Below are 16,600 nucleotides of genomic sequence, written 5' to 3'. Positions count from 1 at the left end.
GTAGCCGTGACAGCCGCGGCGGAGAGTCGTCGTAGCCGTCCTGTGGGAACTCGGATGGAGGCCGGATGGACACCGCCACCACCCTGCTGGTGATCGGCGCCGTCGTCGCGGCGGTGCTGCTCGCGATCGCCCTCGGCCTGCTGGCCCGGCTGGTGCGTGCGCGGCGCACGCTGCGGCGGGCCGGGCTGCCGACGGGCCCGCGCTGGGTGTTCTGGGACGCCGTCGCGTATCTGCTGCTCCCCACCGACCTGCTGCCCGACCCGGTCTACCTGGACGACATCGCGGTCCTGCTGCTCGCGCTGCGCAGCCTGCGCGCCGCCCGGCCGCTGCCGCCCGGCCGGGCCGAGCCCTGAACGGCCGCCACAGGCCCGATCATGGAGTGATGCAGACCGAGTTCACCGGTATACCCGGTACGCCGGCGGCCCCGGACGTGGCCGTGGTCGTCGATGTCATGCGGGCGTTCACCGTGGCCGCCTGGGCGTTCCGGCGCGGTGCCGAGCGGATCGTCTTCGCCGGCACGCGCCAGGAGGCCCTGGAGCTGAAGTCCCGTCACCCGGGCTGGCTCGCCTTCCAGGACGGCGCGCCGGTGCCGGGGTTCGACCTGGCCAACTCGCCCGCGCGGCTGCGTTCGCTGGACGTGCGGGGCCGTACGGTCGTGCAGAAGACCACCGCCGGGACGGCCGGGGCGCTCGCCGTGGCGGACGCCGGGCTGCTGCTGTGCGCGAGCTTCGTGGTGGCCGGTGCGACCGCCGAGGTGCTGCGCCGGGCCCGACCGCAGACGGTGACCTTCGTCGTCACCGGAGACGGCGGCCGGGCCGAGGAGGATCTCGCCTGCGCCGAGTACATCGCGGACCGCGTCCGGGCGGCCGACGCGGACCCCGGCCCCTACCTGGAACGCGCCCGGCGCTCCGACGCCGCCGGACGGCTCACCGACGGCGCGCGGCGCGGCTGGAGCGGTGTCCACCCCGAGGACGTGGCGATGTGCCTGGAGGCGGACGCCTTCCCGTTCGCCATGGCGGCCTCCCGGGTGGACGGTCATCTGGTGCTGCGCCCGGTGGACACCGGGAGCCCGGCCGGCTGAGGCGGCCCACGTCCTCCACGACACCGGGCCCGCCCGCCGTGACGGCGGGCGGGCCCGGTGTCGTGTCCCACAGCCGGGACGGATCCGGCGCACCGCGCCCCCTTCTCCGGGCTCTCTCCCCGTTTCCCACTCGTACCAGGTGCGTCGCACGGCCCTCCGGGCGCATTCTTGCTGTGTCATCACCCGGCGGCGCACGGGACGAGGTAGGGGCGATGACTGTGAGCGGCGGTGGCGAGCAGGCGGTCCGTACGCGGACGCGTCTCGCCGCGCTGCTGGCAGCCACCTCGACCGGCGCGCTCGGCGCGGCCGGCGGCCGGGTGGCGGCCGTGTATCTGCGCTCCGGCACTCCGGGCCTGTTGCGCCTCGCGGCGCTCGCGGGGCTGCCCGGCCCGTTGTTCCGGCCCTGGTGGCGACTGCACGTCGACCGGGCCTTCCCCGTCGCCGACGCCTACCGCCTCGGCGTCCCCGTGGTGCTGGCGAACGCCGCCGAGACGGTGCGCCGGTATCCGCAGTTCGCGGCCGGCCTGCCCTTCCCGTTCGGGTCCGTGCATGTTCCGGTGCCGGGCGGGAGCGAGCCGCTGGGGGTGCTCATGGTGCTGCGCCCGGCGGTGACGGACACCGCGGACGAGTTGCTGGACCGGGAACTGCTGTACAGGCTCGCCGAAGGCCTGGGCGCCGAGCTGCTCGGACTCGCCGACGGCGACCCGGGCGCGGTGGTCTGGGACGGTGAGCCGCTGTGCGTACGGCCGCCCGCGAGCCGGCCCGCGCAGACCGTCGTGGCACGGTTCCGCTGGGATCCCCGGACCGGCGTGGTGTGCGCGGACGACCGGCTGCATGCCCTGCTCGGGCTGTCCCCCGGTGACTTCGAGGGGACGGACACGGCGCTCGCGCACGCCCTGGCCCCGCACGATGCGCACCTGGTCCTGGCCGCGCTGCGCGACGCCGCGGCCGGGAAGCCGCCCGCCGCGCCGCTGAGCCTGCGGGCGCGGAACGGCACGCCGCGGCTGCTGGACCTGTGGCCGGCCGCCGAGAGCGGGGCCGGGGAGCAGGTCGGCGGGGTGGTGGTCGACCCGGGGCCGGCCGTCTCCGCGGACGGCGCGGCCGACCTGCTGCCGCAGGGCGTGTTCTGCCTCGACCGGCTGGGGCTGATCGTCTACGCCAACGAGGCCGCGGCCCGGCTCACCGGCCGGGACCGGGAGTGGCTGCTCGGGCGCCCGCTGTGGGAGGCGATGCCGTGGCTGGCGGGTGCGCCGTACGACGACCATCTGCGCGGCGCGCTGCTGTCCCAGGGTCCGGTGCACTTCCATGTGCGCCGGCCGGCCGAGAGACCCGGCGAGTCCGGTGCGGGCGACTGGCTCGCCGTGTCGGTGCATCGCAGCGAGGACCTGCTGAGCTGCACGATCGTCCCGGCCAGCCGCATGGACCCACCGGCCGGGCCGGCCGTCGAGGAGCACGTCGTGGAGGACACGGTGGCGGCGAGCGGCCCGATGGCGCCGCTGTACCGGCCGATCGCCCTGGCCATCGCGCTGACGGACGCGGTCACCGCCCGTCAGGTGTCGGCGGTGGTGATGCGGGAGCTGCTGCCCGCGTTCGGCGGCCGGCGCCTGGCCATCTATCTGCTCCAGGAGCGGCATCTGTATCTCGCCTGGGAGACCGGCTTCCCGCAGGGGTTCCTCGCGCCGTTCGAGGGCATCGGCCTCGACGCGCGCATGCCGGGCGTGGAGACCCTCACCACGGGCCGGCCGCTGTTCTTCGAGTCCATGCAGCAGATCGCGGCCAACTACCCGGGCATCCCCCTCGACGCCGAGGAGGGCGCCCGGGCCTTTCTGCCGCTGATCGCCTCCGGCCGGCCGGTCGGCTCGTGCATCCTCGGCTTCGACCGTGAGCGCAGCTTCAGCACCGAGGAGCGCACGGTTCTCACCGCGCTCGCCGGGCTGATCGCGCACGCCATGGAGCGGGCCCAGCGCTACGACAGCGAGGCGGCCCTCGCCCGCGGCCTGCAGCAGGCGCTGCTGCCCCGCCGACTGTCGACGCATCCGCAGGTGGAGACCGCGGGCCGGTATCTGCCGGGCACGCAGGGCATGGACGTGGGCGGTGACTGGTACGACGTGGTCGAGGCCGGTGACGGGCTGGCGCTGGTGATCGGTGATGTGCAGGGGCACGGGGTGCAGGCGGCGGCCACCATGGGGCAGTTGCGCAGCGCCGTACGGGCGTTCGCGCTGGGCGACCGGCCGCCCGACGAGGTGCTGAGCGGCACCAACCACCTGCTGATCGGCCTCGATCCCGGGCAGTTCGCCAGCTGCTGCTATCTGCGGCTGGACCCCGCCACCGGCCGTGCCCGGATCGCCCGGGCCGGACACCCGCCGCCGCTGCTGCGCTCCCGCGACGGGCGGACCCGGCTGCTGGACGTCCCCGGCGGTGTCGTCCTCGGGGTGGATCCGCAGGCCCGGTACCCGGTGGCCGAGCTGCTGCTGGAGCCGGACGCGATCCTCGCGCTGTACACGGACGGACTGGTGGAGCGGCCGGGCGCGGACATCGACGAGGGCATCGAGGTGCTGCGGCGGGCGCTCGCCGGGGCGGGGACCGCCGCCCGGCGCCGGGGCGGGCGGTCGCTGGCCGGGGTCGCCGACCGGCTCACGGCCACCGCCCGGCAGGCCACCGACCGCCCCGACGACGTCGCGCTGCTGCTGGCCGCCCGCCGTTCGCGCCCCTGCGCCTCCGGTGAGCGGACCGCACGCCTCCGAACGGCGGAAGTCACCTCGGGTGACAGTCTCGCCGGACGGGGCCGGGCAGTGTAGACATGGGCACATGGTGCGAACGCCCGGCCGGAACGCGACCCGGCCGCCCCGTCCTCTCGGGCTCCCGCGCGCATCGGCGGGCCCGGGGTCGCAGGGCTCGGGCGGGAACGGCGGCGGGCCCGGGGCGCTGCGGTCGGCGGTGACCGGGCGCAGCGTCGCCGGGCAGGTGTTCGTACTCCAAGTGGTGATCGTGCTGCTGCTGGTCGTCGCGGCCGTGGTGGCACAGTTGCTGCAGGTGCGGCGCGACACCGACATGGAGGCTCAGAACCGTTCCCTCGCCGTCGCCCAGTCGTTCGCGAACGCGCCGGGCACGGTGGCCGCGCTGCGCGCCCCGGACCCGACGGCCATCCTCCAGCCGAAGGCCGAGGCGACGCGCAAGGCGACCGGCGTGGACTTCGTCGTCGTGATGAACACCGACGGCATCCGCTACACGCATCCCAAACCCGACCGCATCGGCAAGAAGTTCGTCGGCACGATCGGCCCCGCGCAGGCCGGCGGCACGGTGGTCGAGCACGTCAGCGGCACCATAGGGCCGCTGGTGCAGGTGGTGGTGCCCGTCAAGGACGCGGCCGGCAAGGTGGTGGGCCTGGTGTCGGCGGGCATCACCACCGCGCACGTCGGCGGTGCCGCCAACCAGCAGCTGCCCATTCTGCTCGTGGCGGCAGCGGTGGCGCTCGCGCTGGCCACCGCGGGCACGGCCCTGGTCAGCAGACGCCTGCTGCGCCAGACGCACGGCCTGGGGCCGTACGAGATGACCCGCATGTACGAGCACCACGACGCGGTGCTGCACGCGGTCCGGGAAGGCGTGCTGATCGTCGGCGACGACGGCCGGCTGCTGCTCGCCAACGACGAGGCGCAGCGGCTGCTGGACCTGCCCGGGGACGCCGAGCGGCGCAGCGTGCTGGAGCTGGGCCTGGACGACGAGACGGCGGCGCTGCTGGCCTCGGGCCGGGTGGCCACGGACGAGGTGCACCTGGTCAAGGACCGGCTGCTGGCGATCAACCAGCGGCCCACGGATCTGCGCGGCGGCCCGGCCGGCAGCGTCACCACGCTGCGCGACTCCACCGAGCTGCGCGCGCTGTCGGGCCGGGCGGAGGTGGCGCGCGAGCGGCTGAACATGCTGTACGACGCCGGGGTGGGCATCGGCACCAGCCTGGACGTGTCCCGTACCGCCGAGGAACTGGCCGAGCTGGCGGTGCCGCGGTTCGCGGACTTCGCGACCGTGGACCTGTTCGACGCGGTCCTGCACGGCGAGGAGCCCAAGCCGGGCACCGCGCTGCGCCGCGCCGCCTGTGCCGGTGTCCGCAAGGACTCGCCGCTGTATCCGGTCGGTGAGCGGATCCGGTTCGTGGCGACCTCGCCGCAGGCGCGCAGCCTGACCACCGGGCAGTCGGTCCTGGAGCCCGTCCTGCGCGAGGCGCCCGGCTGGCGTGCGCAGAACCCGGAACGCACCGGCCGGGTGCTGGCGTACGGCATCCACTCGCTGATCACCGTGCCGCTCAGAGCGGGCAACCTGGTGCTGGGCGTGGCGAACTTCTGGCGTTCGGAGAAGCCACAGCCGTTCGACCCCGAGGAGCTGGCGCTCGCCGAGGAGCTGGTGGCGCGGGCGGCGGTGTCCATCGACAACGCCCGCCGGTACACGCGCGAGCACAGCATGGCGGTCACGCTCCAGCGCAGTCTGCTGCCGCGCTCGCTGCCGGAGCAGGGCGCGCTGCAGATCGCCTACCGCTATCTGCCGGCGCAGGCCGGGGTGGGCGGCGACTGGTTCGACGTGCTGCCGCTGTCCGGTGCCCGGGTGGCCCTGGTGGTGGGGGACGTGGTCGGGCACGGGCTGCACGCGGCGGCCACGATGGGACGGCTGCGCACGGCGGTGCACAACTTCTCCGCGCTGGATCTGCCGCCGGACGAGCTCCTCGGTCTGCTGGACGAGCTGGTGGGCCGGATCGATCAGGACGAGAGCGCCGCGGACGGCGCCGCGGCGATCGCCGGCGCGACCTGTCTGTACGCGGTGTACGACCCGGTCTCGCGGCGCTGCAGCATGGCGCGGGCCGGTCATCCGCCGCCCGCGCTCGTGCACACCGACGGCCGGGTGGAGTTTCCGGAGATGCCGGCCGGGCCGCCGCTGGGGCTCGGCGGGCTGCCGTTCGAGACGGCCGAGCTGGAGCTGGCCGAGGGCAGCCGGCTGGTGCTGTACACCGACGGGCTGGTGGAGGACCGCGAGCGGGACATCGACGTCGGTCTCGACCTGCTGGGTGACGCTCTGCGCGGCACGCCGGGCGCCACGCCGGAGGAGACCTGCCGCGCCGTGCTGGACAGGCTGCCGGCCCGGCCGAGCGACGACGTCGCGCTGATCATCGCCCGGACCCGGGTGCTGGGCGCCGACCGGGTCGCCGAGTGGCAGGTGCCGTCCGACCCGGCGGCGGTGTCCGAGGTGCGGTCCGCGGTGACCCGGCGCCTCGCCGACTGGAACCTGGAGGAGCTGGACTTCACCACGGAGCTGATCCTGAGCGAGCTGGTGACCAACGCCATCCGCTACGGGCGCGGCCCGATCGGGGTACGGCTGCTGCGCGACCGCACGCTGATCTGCGAGGTGTCCGACCGCAGCACGACCTCCCCGCACCTGCGGTACGCGGCGACCACCGACGAGGGCGGCCGGGGTCTGTTCCTGGTCGCCCAGCTCGCCGAGCGCTGGGGCACCCGCTACACCCCCGACGGCAAGATCATCTGGGCGGAGCAGCCACTGCCGTAGACCTCCGCGGCAATCGCGTGCGGGAATTGTGTTGAGGGCACGTCGTCGACGGGTGATGATCTCCGGCATGTTCTCGCGCAGGAATCGCCGCCCGAAGTCCCCCGATCTCCTCAAGGCCTGGGAGTCCCTGGACTCCGGGGATGTGCCCGGTGCGCTGCGGCAGTTGCGGGCGGCCGGCGAGGAACAGCCGCTCGACGAGGTGGCCCTGGTGGTGCGGCGAGCCGCGGCAGCGGCGGGCTTCGCCGACCTCGGGGAGGCCGCCGCGGCTCTCGCCGCCGCCCCCGAACGCCCCAAGGCCCTCTACGACTTCGGGTACGCGTGTGTCGAACGCGGCGTGTCCCACCTGGCGATCCCGCCGCTCCGCGAGGCGCTGCGCCGCAGCGGCGGTTCACCGGCCGTGCTGCGGGAGCTGGTGTCGGCGTACGAGGACGAGGGCCGGCACCGCGAGGCGGTCACCGAACTCGCCCGGCACGAGAGCGCGTTCACGGACTGGCCGGACCGCTATCTGCTGGTGTTCAACGCCGTGATGGCGGGCGACCTGGAGCTGGCCCGGCGCCAGCACGCGCTGCTGTCCGATCCCGAGGACGCGCAGTGGCAGCCGGCCCGGGAGCGGCAGAACCGGGTGCTGGAGCGCGCGGCCGACGCCGAGCGGGTGTCCTCGCTCGACCTGACCGATCTGCGCGGCTGGCAGTACGTGATCGCCGGCACGGTCCTCGGCACCCTGTCGCCGTACGGCTTCGACGCGGGCATGCACGGCCGCTACGCCTGGCTGCAGGACACCCCCGACGGCTGTCTGCGCGGGCTGCTGCGGCTGCGCACCCTGTTGGAGGCCGCCGAGGTGCGGCCGCGGTCGGTGTCGCTGCTGCCCGACCGGGACTCGCGGATCCTCGGGCTCGCCGCGGCCGAGGTGCTGGACCTGCCGGCCGAGCCGTTCGCGCCCGGCCGGGCGGACACGGTCGTGGTTGCCTACGACCTCGACGGCCTGGCGGCGCACGACGACGGCCCGGAGATCGTCGGGCAGCTCTTCGAGCGCGTGCCCGGACAGGTGCTGCATGCGCATGCGAGCTGCTGGACGGACCCGCCCGCGATCACCGCGGACAGTGTCGGGCTGCTGCACCAGTCGGTGGTGCAGCCCTGGGGCGAGCAGCTGCGCCAGGGCGCCGGCGGCGGCGTCGAGAAGGGCCCGGCGGACGACCGCCCGGAGGCGGAGATCGCCGCCGAGGTGACGGCCGCCGACCCGGACGCCGAACAGGGGGACGGCGAGGGCCCGGCGGACGACGACGCGCGGTTCGCCGCGTTCGCCGGCGCCGTCAAGGGCACCTGGCTGCGCGGCGACCGGGCGCGCGTACGGTCCGCCGGGCCCGTCCCCAGTTCCCGGTTCGCCTGAACGGAGGAGGCGGTCAGGCGGTCAGCCGCTCGCGCAGCAGGTGCTTGCCCATCTCGGCGCCCTTGCGGCTGTCGGCCTGAGCCTTGTGGAACAGGTCCATGAGCTCGCGGTCGTTGTCGCGTTCGGCGTCCTGGATGTACGTCTCCAGGCGCAGGGCGTTGTCCAGGCACGCCTCGACGTACCAGATCAGGTCGTAGTTCTTGTCGCGGGTACCGGTGATCCCGCCGGTCTCGCTGGTGCTGGTCATCCGGGGTCTCCTCCTTCTGTCGACCCTGCGTCGTTCTCCTTGCGGAGACTTCCGGGTACCCGTTCGACCTGCGGACACACCGCCCCGATGGTCAGCCGAGGGCGCGGTCGAGGTTGAACGCGGCGCTGATCAGGGACAGGTGCGTGAACGCCTGCGGGAAGTTGCCCTGTTGTTCGCCGGTACGGCCGATCTCCTCCGCGTACAGCCCGAGGTGGTTGGCGTAGGTGAGCATCTTTTCGAAGGCGAGCCGTGCCTCGTCGAGCCGGCCGGCCCGCACCAGCGCCTCCACGTACCAGAACGAGCAGATGGAGAAGGTGCCCTCGTCGCCGCGCAGTCCGTCGGGGCTGACCTGCGGGTCGTAGCGGTAGACGAGGGAGTCGGAGACCAGGTCCTCGGTGAGGGCGTCCAGGGTGGAGAGCCACTTGGGGTCGGTGGGGGCGATGAACTTGGCGAGCGGCATCATCAGCAGCGAGGCGTCCAGCACGTCGCCGCCCTCGTACTGCACGAAGGCGTGGCGCCGCTCGGACCAGCCGCGGTCCATGATCCGCCGGTAGATCGTGTCGCGGGCCTGCCGCCAGCGGGGCAGGTCGGCGGGCAGTCCGCGGTGGTTGGCGAGGCGGATGGCCCGCTCGATGGCGACCCAGCACATCAGCCGCGAGTACAGGAAGTTCCTGCGGCCGCCGCGGGTCTCCCACACGCCCTCGTCGGGCTGGTCCCAGTGTGCGCAGACCCAGTCGACCAGATGGCACACGTCGTCCCACTGTTGGCTGGAGATCGGCTGCGCCCACTTGTCGTACAGGTAGATCGAGTCGATCAGGGCGCCGTAGATGTCCAGCTGGAGCTGGTCGGCGGCGTCGTTGCCGACCCGGACCGGGGCGGAGCCCAGATGGCCCTCCAGATGGGTCAGCTCGCGCTCGCGCAGGTCGGTGCGGCCGTCGATGCCGTACATGATCTGCAGCGGCGGTGCGGAGCTGTCCGTGGCGCAGGGGCTGACGTTCGTGGTCAGGAAGCGCATGAACGCCTCCGCCTCGCCGGCGAAACCGAGCCGCAGCAGCGCGTACACGGCGAAGGCGGCGTCCCGCACCCACACATACCGGTAGTCCCAGTTCCGCTCGCCGCCGAGCTGCTCGGGCAGGCTGGTGGTGGGGGCGGCGACGATGGCGCCGGTGGGGGCGTAGGTGAGCAGCTTCAGGGTCAGGGCGGAGCGGTGCACCATCTCGCGCCAGCGGCCCCGGTACCGGGACTGGTGCAGCCAGTGCCGCCAGTAGGCGACCGTGGTGTTGAACTGGTGTTCGGCCTCGGCGTGCGGGCAGCAGCGGGGGGCCACCTCGGCGCCCACCTGGTCGAGGGCGAACACCGCCGTCTCGCCCTCGCCGAGCTTGAAGTCGGCGCGCGCGTCCCGGGCGTCGCACTCCAGGGGGACCGTGGAGGTCAGCGCCAGGGACATCTTCGCGGACTCGAAGACGACGGTGCCGTCGAGGCAGCGCAGGGTGTGCTCGGCCGCGCCGTAGTCGAACCGCGGGGCCACCAGTACCCGGAACGAGACGGTGCCGCGGACACAGACCACGCGCCGGATCAGCCGGTGCCGGCCCCCCTCACCCGTACCGGCCGCGCTGTCGGAGGTGACCGGCATGAAGTCCTGCACCTCGCCCACGCCGTCCTCGGTGAAGAACCGGGTGATCAGTACGTTGGTGTCGGGGAAGTAGAACTGCTTGGTACGGGCGGGGACGGCGGCGGCCAGCTCGAAGCAGCCGCCGCGCTCGGCGTCGAGGACGGCCGCGAAGACGCTGGGGGAATCGAAGGACGGACAGCAGTACCAGTCGATCGTGCCGTTCGTGCCGACCAGGGCCACACTGCGCAGGTCGCCGATGAGTCCGTGCTCGGCGATGGGCAGGTAGCGGGGACGGTGGTCGCCGTCCCCGAGAAACGGGGTCTCGGCCATCTACGGCCTCCCGGTGAGGGGTGCGAACTGATTTCCAGCTTAGGAGGGTGTGCTCTCCGGTGGCGTGGGAAGGCGCTGCGGGGAATGGTGAGAGTGTGCCCCGTTCGGCGGCACCGGCACGGATGCGGTCATCCGGACCGAGGAGGAGGCATCATGTCGACCATCAAGCCGGAAGAATCCCGGTCGTCCGACGACCACTGCACCCCGGACGCCCTGCTCCACTCCGCACCCTCCAGGGATGTCACCCCGGAGGACCTGGTGATGGCGGCGGGCAGGGACGTCACACCGAAGAACCTCGACTGGGCCCGCCGCAAGATGGAGAAGGAGGGCCCGACAGCCATCGAGAGGCTGATGCCGTAGGGCGGTCCGGGGAAACCGAGAGCTTCTTTTCGACGGGGGCGGAACGACCGACCCAAGGGCGCGGGGAACTGCGCGCACCACCACGCACGACCCGCGCCCCGACGTACGGCATGGGCACCTACGGCGAGGGGCCGTCGTCCACACAGACCACCCGCACGAAGCGCACGGCGTTGTTGGCGAAGCCACCTCGGTTCCAGCGCTGCTCGAGGGGCTGGGCACCACCGACGCCGTCATGCGCCCGCGCGCCCATCGCGTACTCGCCGGGCGCCGCGTGCCAGTCGTGGCGCCAGGCCCGCCACGCCCATCGCCGCCCGGCCACGACCGGGGCGAGGACAGCCGGCTCCCAGCTCGCGCCGCCGTCCGTGCTGATCTCCACCGAGGACACGGGCGCCTGCCCGGACCAGGCACGGCCGAAGAGCCGCACCGGCCCCGGCCGGACCACCCGCGTGCGGGACATGAAGTCGGGAAAGCCGGGCGGCACGAGCAGCGCGCGCGGCGCGATCCGGGTGACCGGCTCGCCCTCCTCGTCGGCGGTGCGCCGGATCCGGTAGGCGACCGCTTGCTGGAAGCCCGTGAACGGTACGTCGCTGACGGTGACCGTGCGGAGCCACTTCACATGCGCCATGCCGTACCAGCCGGGCACGATCAGCCGGAGCGGCCGGCCGTGCTGCGGGGGCAGCGGCGCGCCGTTCATCGCGGTGGCGACCAGCACCGCCGGATCGTCGCCGACGGCGACGGCCAGGGGGAGCGCGCGCTGGTAGTCCTGCTCGACGCCCCGCTCGACGCCGTGATCGGCGCCGGTGAAGACGACGTCGGCGGCCGCCGGGTCCGCGCCCGCCTCGGCGAGCAGCAGCCCGAGCGGCACGCCGGTCCAGTCGGCGGTGCCGACGGCCTCCACCAGCCAGGGCTGGCTGACCGGCCGGGGGCTGAGCAGGGCCCGGCCGTTGCCCGCGCACTCCACGGTCACCCGGGTGGTGACCTGCGGGAACGAGTGCAGGTCGGCGAGGGACAGGTCGAGCGGGGCGCGGACCCGGCCGTCGACGGTGAGCCGCCAGGCCCCGGGGTTCGGCACGTACGGGATGTCGTAGTGCGTGAGGACGTAGTGCAGTCCGGGCGGGGTGACGTCGTACCGCAGCGCCTCCAGGGGCAGACCGTGGTTGCGGGTGGCGAGCGCGAGTTCGTCGGCGCCGATCCCCTCGCCGGGACCGGCCTGCCGGGCGGGGGAGCTGACGTCGCCGGGTCGCTGACCCATGGCGTCATTGTCCTCCCGGGACGCCGGTGCGGCGAGGAGGGCGGACGCCGGTGCGGCGGGCAGTGCGCACGCCGACGGCAACTCCTGTGCGGCTCCGGGGATTTCGACGGCGGCGATCCCTTCCGGAGCGGGCCGGGGGGCTGACAGACTTCCGAGGGTGCCCGACTTCGACTTCGACATGCTCGTCATCGGATCCGGACCCGGCGGTCAGAAGGCCGCCATCGCCGCGGCCAAGCTGGGCCGCCGGGTCGCCGTGGTCGACCGCCCCGACATGCTCGGCGGGGTCTCCCTGCACACCGGAACCATCCCTTCCAAGACCCTGCGCGAGGCGGTGCTGTACCTGACCGGTCTCACCCAGCGCGATCTGTACGGGCAGAGCTACCGGCTGAAGGACGACATCACCGTCGCCGATCTGACCGCGCGCACCCGGCACGTGGTCGGCCGCGAGGTGGACGTCGTGCGCAGCCAGCTCTCCCGCAACCAGGTGACCGTGTACGCCGGCACGGCCCGCTTCGCCGACCCGCACACCGTCGCGCTGTCGGAGGTCTCCGGCCGGGAACGGCGGCTGAGCGCCGGGCACATCGTCATCGCCACCGGCACCCGGCCGGCCCGACCGGACACGGTCGAGTTCGACGGGCGGACGATCATGGACTCCGACAACGTGCTCTCACTGGAGCGGGTGCCGCGGTCCATGGTGATCGTGGGTGCCGGCGTGATCGGCATGGAGTACGCGAGCATGTTCGCCGCGCTGGGCAGCAAGGTGACGGTGGTGGAGAAGCGCCCCGGGATGCTGGACCTGTGCGACGTCGAGATCGTGGAGTCGCTCAAGTACCACCTGCGGGATCTGGCCGTCACCTTCCGGTTCGGCGAGACCGTGGCCGCCGTCGAACGCCATCCGCGGGGCACCCTGACCGTGCTGGAGAGCGGCAAGAAGATCCCGGCGGACACGGTGATGTACTCGGCGGGTCGGCAGGGCCTCACCGACGAACTCGACCTGGAGCGGGCCGGGTTGGCGGCGGACGCGCGGGGCCGGATCACGGTGGACGAGCACTACCGCACCGAGGTGCCGCACATCTACGCCGTCGGTGACGTCATCGGCTTCCCGGCGCTCGCGGCGACCTCGATGGAGCAGGGCCGGGCGGCGGCGTACCACGCGTGCGGGGAGCCGGCCGCGCGGATGCACCGTCTGCAGCCCATCGGGATCTACACCATCCCGGAGATCAGCTTCGTCGGGCGGACCGAGGACCAGCTGACCGAGGACCGGGTGCCGTTCGAGGTGGGGCTGGCCCGGTACCGGGAGCTGGCCCGCGGGCAGATCATCGGGGACTCGCACGGCATGCTGAAGCTGCTGGTCTCTCCTGTGGACCGCACGCTGCTCGGGGTGCACTGCTTCGGCTCCGGGGCGACGGAGCTGATTCACATCGGGCAGTCGGTGATGGGGTGCGGCGGGACGGTGGACTACCTGGTGGACGCGGTGTTCAACTATCCGACCCTGGCCGAGTCGTACAAGGTCGCGGCGCTGGACGCGACGAATCGGCTGCGCCAGGTGGACCGGTTGGGGTAGTTCTGGGTCGCTCTTCGACGCCGGGTGCGGGGTCGTCGTGGGCTGGTCGCGCAGTTCCCCGCGCTCCTGGGGTGGGACCGGTTCCCCCGGCCGGGAGGCTCAGGTTTTCTCGTCCACCACGTGTACGGCCGCTTCCTCGGCGCCCGCCGCTCCTCCGTCCACGCCGACGTCCCCCGCGATCTCCTCCTTGGTGGTGTCGGGGTGCGCGCCCTCGTCCGGGGCGACCAGGCGGCCCGCGCGGGCATCGCCCGCCTCGGGGTCGACCGGTTCGCCCTCTCCGCCGGGCAGGTCGCCGATGTCGTCGCCCGCCGGCGGCTGGGCGTCCGGGACCTCCTGGGCCAGGCGTTCGTCCAGGGTCTCCCCGGCTTGCTGCTCGCTCGCCGTGGTGCCCTGCTTGGTGACGGCCAGGGGGCGTTCCGGCGGGGAGTAGCCCTCGTCGAGGACGTCGTCGTAGGTGCGCTCGTCGACCGCGTCCTGGGGGTCCAGAGGGGCGGCGTCCTGCTGTTCCTCGTTGGTGCCGGTGGGCTGGTAGGCGTCGTCGGCCATCGGGGTCTGCTCGGACTGCTGGTCGCTCATGGTCGCCTCCCTCTGGACTCGCGGGCGGTCCCGGTCCGCGTTTCCCGGAAGCGGGCGGCCAATCCCCGGTCAGGACCCCGGCTGCTCCGCCGTGGCCAGGCCCTCCGTCCACTTCTCCTCGATCCGGCCCGCCTTCCACACCAGCAGGGCGACCGCCCAGGTGGCGAAGAACAGGCCGACGATGACGAAGCCGACGGTGTTGAGGTCGAGGCCGGAGATCCAGTCCCAGAAGGCGCCGTGCAGGCCGAGCTTGTCGGCGAGGAGGCCGAGGAGCTCGACGGTGCCGATGATCAGGGCGACGGCGACGGACAGGCCGGTGATGGTGAGGTTGTAGTAGACCTTGCGGACCGGCTTGGAGAACGCCCATTCGTAGGCGAAGTTCATGAACGAGCCGTCGATGGTGTCCAGCAGGGACATGCCGGCCGCGAAGAGGACGGGCAGGCAGAGGATGGCGTACCAGGGCAGGCCGGAGGCGGCACCGGAGCCGGCGAGGACCAGCAGGGCGATCTCCGTGACGGTGTCGAAGCCGAGGCCGAACAGCAGGCCCAGCGGGTACATCTGCCAGGGCTTGCTGATCGAGCCGGTGACCCGGCCGAGCAGGCGGTTCATGAAGCCGCGGTTGTTCAGCTGCGTCTCCAGGGCGGCCTCGTCGTAGGCGCCGGAGCGCATCTGCCGGAAGACCTTCCAGATGCCGGCCAGGATGACGAGGTTGATGCCGGCGATGAGGTAGAGGAAGGTGCCGGAGACCGTCGTACCGATCAGGCCGGTCACCTCGTGCAGATGCGAGTTGTCGGCGCGGACCGGTCCGGCGAGGGTCTTCATGCCGAGCGAGAGCAGCAGGCAGAAGCCGAAGACGATGCTGGAGTGGCCGAGGGAGAACCAGAAGCCGACCGACAGCGGGCGCTGTCCCGCACCCATCAGCTTGCGGGTGGTGTTGTCGATCGCGGCGATGTGGTCGGCGTCGAAGGCGTGGCGCATGCCGAGGGTGTAGGCGGTCACGCCGATGCCGATACCGAAGGATTCCTTGCCCACGCTGAAGTGCTGCGGCGCGATGATGCCGACCAGGGTGCCCCAGCCGATGACGTGCAGCGCGAGGACGAAACCGGCCATCCCGCCGACCCTGATCCACTCCTGCCGTGTCATGGAGCCGCGGACACGGCGCCAGGCCGAGCGCTTGGCGTCGGCCTGGGCGGGGCGGGACGGAGCGGAACCGGGTGCGGCCGTCATCGGGTGGGTCATCCTTCGGTGGTACGGGTACGGCGGCACAACACAGCCTTGCGCCTTGTGCCATCCAACCGCACCTGCAACCAATACGCAATAAGCCCGACGGTGTGGGTCAGGCGGAGAGCATCCCCCGGCCCAGCCAGTCCCGGGTGTCCCGGACGCCGGGCAGGGCGAAGAAGTAGCCGCCGCCCGTCGGGGAGATGTAGTCGACCAGGGGCTCGTCGATGAGCCGGGTCTGCACGGCCTCGAACTGGCGCTTGACGTCCTGGTTGTAGCAGCAGAAGACGAGGCCCATGTCGAGGTTGCCGACGTTGTCCACGCCCCGGTCGTAGTTGTAGCCGCGGCGCAGGATGCGGGAGCTGTCGGTCGAGGCCTTGCGCGGGTTGGCGAGGCGGATGTGGGCGTCCAGCGGGATCGCGGTGCCGTGCGGGTCCTTGGCGTAGTTCGGGATGTCGGTCTCCTTGGCGCCGTCGAGCGGGGCGCCGGTGTCCTTGCGGCGGCCGAACATCTTCTCCTGCTCGGTGAGCGAGACCCGGTCCCAGAACTCGACCAGCATCCGGATGATCCGGATGACCTGGTAGCTGCCGCCCTGGGTCCAGGCGGGCTCGCCCTGGCCGTCGCCGACCCAGATCAGCTTGTCCGTCTCGCGCGCGGAGGTGACGTCCGGGTTGGCGATGCCGTCCTTGAAGCCGAGGAGGTTGCGCTGGGCGCCGGTGGGGCGCGGGGCGTTCTGGAAGCCGTCGACGCGCCACTTGATCTGCATGGCGCCGCGGGTGTGCCGTGCTATGTCGCGCAGCGCGTGCAGCACGGTGTCCTGGCTCTGGGCGCATATCTGCAGGGACAGGTCGCCGTGGCACTCGGCCGGGTTCAGGTTGTCGTTGGGGAAGGTCCGCATCGGGGTGAGCCGGGCGGGCCTGGCCTTGGCGAGGCCGTAGCGGTCGTCGAAGAGGGAGGCGCCGACGCCGAGGGTGACGGTGAGGCCGTCGGAGGGGACCTCCGGGCCGAGGATGCCGTTGTCGGAGGGCGGCGCGCCGACGCCCAGGTCGGTGGGGGCGCCGCCGGAGGCGAGGAAGCGGGCCCGCTCGGTGATGGTCTTCAGCAGCTCGGTCAGGCCCTTGCGGTCGTCGGCGATGACGTCCAGGGAGACGAAGGTGGCGGCGGCCGGTGCCGGGGTGACGATCCCGGCCTGGTGGGCGCCGTGGAAGGGGACCTTCGCGGTGCCGTCGGGATGCGCCGGCCCTGCCTGCGCGGTGCCGCCGCTCTCGCCGAGGGCGAAGCCGCCGCCGGCCAGCACCGCTGTGGCGGCACCGGCGCCCAGCGCGGTCCGCACGAACGAGCGGCGGGCGGGGCCGACGGGGCAGGCCGACGGTTCGGCAGTGGACATCGCAGGGGTCCCTTCGGGGTGCGGGTGGGCGGAGGT

At 73.1% G+C, this 16,600-nt stretch carries 13 protein-coding genes; 7 read left to right on the top strand and 6 right to left on the bottom strand.

Annotation, left to right across the window (positions count from 1 at the left end):
- Positions 1-65: 65 nt before the first annotated feature.
- The 5 genes from SRB17_RS11165 (at position 66) to SRB17_RS11145 (ending at position 8,015) form a co-directional block, all read left to right on the top strand.
- Positions 66-353, top strand: coding sequence for a DUF1232 domain-containing protein (locus tag SRB17_RS11165; protein ID WP_153537248.1), 288 nt, complete (start codon positions 66-68; stop codon positions 351-353).
- Between the two features lie 29 nt (positions 354-382).
- Positions 383-1,081, top strand: coding sequence for a 2-phosphosulfolactate phosphatase (locus SRB17_RS11160; RefSeq protein ID WP_153537246.1), 699 nt, complete (start codon positions 383-385; stop codon positions 1,079-1,081).
- A gap of 218 nt (positions 1,082-1,299) precedes the next feature.
- A complete protein-coding gene (locus SRB17_RS11155; protein WP_416237048.1) occupies positions 1,300-3,879 on the top strand; it encodes a SpoIIE family protein phosphatase in 2,580 nt (859 codons plus the stop codon).
- Positions 3,880-3,889: 10 nt separating this feature from the next.
- Entirely contained in the window at positions 3,890-6,628 is a 2,739-nt protein-coding gene (locus SRB17_RS11150; protein ID WP_153537242.1) for a SpoIIE family protein phosphatase/ATP-binding protein, read from the top strand.
- A 67-nt stretch (positions 6,629-6,695) separates the two neighbouring features.
- Entirely contained in the window at positions 6,696-8,015 is a 1,320-nt protein-coding gene (locus tag SRB17_RS11145; RefSeq protein ID WP_153537240.1) for a tetratricopeptide repeat protein, read from the top strand.
- Between the two features lie 13 nt (positions 8,016-8,028).
- On the opposite strand, the gene SRB17_RS11140 is transcribed toward SRB17_RS11145, so the two are convergent.
- Together SRB17_RS11140 and SRB17_RS11135 are read right to left on the bottom strand one after the other, a co-directional pair.
- A complete protein-coding gene (locus SRB17_RS11140; RefSeq protein WP_153537238.1) occupies positions 8,029-8,262 on the bottom strand; it encodes a hypothetical protein in 234 nt (77 codons plus the stop codon).
- A 91-nt stretch (positions 8,263-8,353) separates the two neighbouring features.
- On the bottom strand, positions 8,354-10,204 hold the full coding sequence (locus SRB17_RS11135; RefSeq protein WP_153537236.1) for a glycoside hydrolase family 15 protein: 1,851 nt from the start codon (positions 10,202-10,204) through the stop codon (positions 8,354-8,356).
- Between the two features lie 153 nt (positions 10,205-10,357).
- On the opposite strand from SRB17_RS11135, the gene SRB17_RS11130 reads away from it, so the two are divergent.
- Entirely contained in the window at positions 10,358-10,564 is a 207-nt protein-coding gene (locus tag SRB17_RS11130; RefSeq protein WP_153537234.1) for a hypothetical protein, read from the top strand.
- Between the two features lie 118 nt (positions 10,565-10,682).
- Here SRB17_RS11130 and SRB17_RS11125 read toward each other — a convergent pair whose 3' ends face one another.
- Positions 10,683-11,816, bottom strand: a complete 1,134-nt coding sequence (locus SRB17_RS11125; protein WP_153537232.1) for a molybdopterin-dependent oxidoreductase — start codon at positions 11,814-11,816, stop codon at positions 10,683-10,685.
- A 178-nt stretch (positions 11,817-11,994) separates the two neighbouring features.
- On the opposite strand from SRB17_RS11125, the gene sthA reads away from it, so the two are divergent.
- Positions 11,995-13,380: a Si-specific NAD(P)(+) transhydrogenase gene (gene sthA / locus SRB17_RS11120; protein WP_153538236.1), complete on the top strand. Its 1,386-nt coding sequence runs from the start codon at positions 11,995-11,997 to the stop codon at positions 13,378-13,380.
- A gap of 99 nt (positions 13,381-13,479) precedes the next feature.
- Here the strand turns inward: sthA and SRB17_RS11115 are convergent, their stop codons facing one another.
- The 3 genes from SRB17_RS11115 to efeB all read right to left on the bottom strand — a co-directional run bounded on the left by SRB17_RS11115 (position 13,480) and on the right by efeB (position 16,564).
- Positions 13,480-13,956: a DUF5709 domain-containing protein gene (locus SRB17_RS11115; RefSeq protein WP_153537230.1), complete on the bottom strand. Its 477-nt coding sequence runs from the start codon at positions 13,954-13,956 to the stop codon at positions 13,480-13,482.
- Positions 13,957-14,025: 69 nt separating this feature from the next.
- Positions 14,026-15,183, bottom strand: coding sequence for a HoxN/HupN/NixA family nickel/cobalt transporter (locus tag SRB17_RS11110; protein WP_194293966.1), 1,158 nt, complete (start codon positions 15,181-15,183; stop codon positions 14,026-14,028).
- A 109-nt stretch (positions 15,184-15,292) separates the two neighbouring features.
- Positions 15,293-16,564, bottom strand: coding sequence for an iron uptake transporter deferrochelatase/peroxidase subunit (gene efeB, locus SRB17_RS11105; protein WP_153537228.1), 1,272 nt, complete (start codon positions 16,562-16,564; stop codon positions 15,293-15,295).
- Positions 16,565-16,600 lie beyond the last annotated feature (36 nt).

Origin of the sequence: Streptomyces sp. RB17, assembly GCF_009604455.1 — a bacterium.
GTDB lineage: Bacteria > Actinomycetota > Actinomycetes > Streptomycetales > Streptomycetaceae > Streptomyces.
This window is presented reverse-complemented; position numbering and strand designations above follow the sequence as displayed.

Bases quoted from the DNA above. Each gene is read 5' to 3' on its own strand.
- SRB17_RS11150 (WP_153537242.1), top strand. From the start codon at position 3,890: ATGGTGCGAACGCCCGGCCGGAACGCGACCCGGCCGCCCCGTCCTCTC.
- SRB17_RS11125 (WP_153537232.1), bottom strand. From the start codon at position 11,816: ATGGGTCAGCGACCCGGCGACGTCAGCTCCCCCGCCCGGCAGGCCGGT.
- SRB17_RS11145 (WP_153537240.1), top strand. From the start codon at position 6,696: ATGTTCTCGCGCAGGAATCGCCGCCCGAAGTCCCCCGATCTCCTCAAG.
- SRB17_RS11115 (WP_153537230.1), bottom strand. From the start codon at position 13,956: ATGAGCGACCAGCAGTCCGAGCAGACCCCGATGGCCGACGACGCCTAC.
- SRB17_RS11130 (WP_153537234.1), top strand. From the start codon at position 10,358: ATGTCGACCATCAAGCCGGAAGAATCCCGGTCGTCCGACGACCACTGC.
- SRB17_RS11165 (WP_153537248.1), top strand. From the start codon at position 66: ATGGACACCGCCACCACCCTGCTGGTGATCGGCGCCGTCGTCGCGGCG.
- SRB17_RS11140 (WP_153537238.1), bottom strand. From the start codon at position 8,262: ATGACCAGCACCAGCGAGACCGGCGGGATCACCGGTACCCGCGACAAG.
- sthA (WP_153538236.1), top strand. From the start codon at position 11,995: ATGCTCGTCATCGGATCCGGACCCGGCGGTCAGAAGGCCGCCATCGCC.
- SRB17_RS11135 (WP_153537236.1), bottom strand. From the start codon at position 10,204: ATGGCCGAGACCCCGTTTCTCGGGGACGGCGACCACCGTCCCCGCTAC.
- SRB17_RS11110 (WP_194293966.1), bottom strand. From the start codon at position 15,183: ATGACGGCCGCACCCGGTTCCGCTCCGTCCCGCCCCGCCCAGGCCGAC.
- efeB (WP_153537228.1), bottom strand. From the start codon at position 16,564: ATGTCCACTGCCGAACCGTCGGCCTGCCCCGTCGGCCCCGCCCGCCGC.
- SRB17_RS11160 (WP_153537246.1), top strand. From the start codon at position 383: ATGCAGACCGAGTTCACCGGTATACCCGGTACGCCGGCGGCCCCGGAC.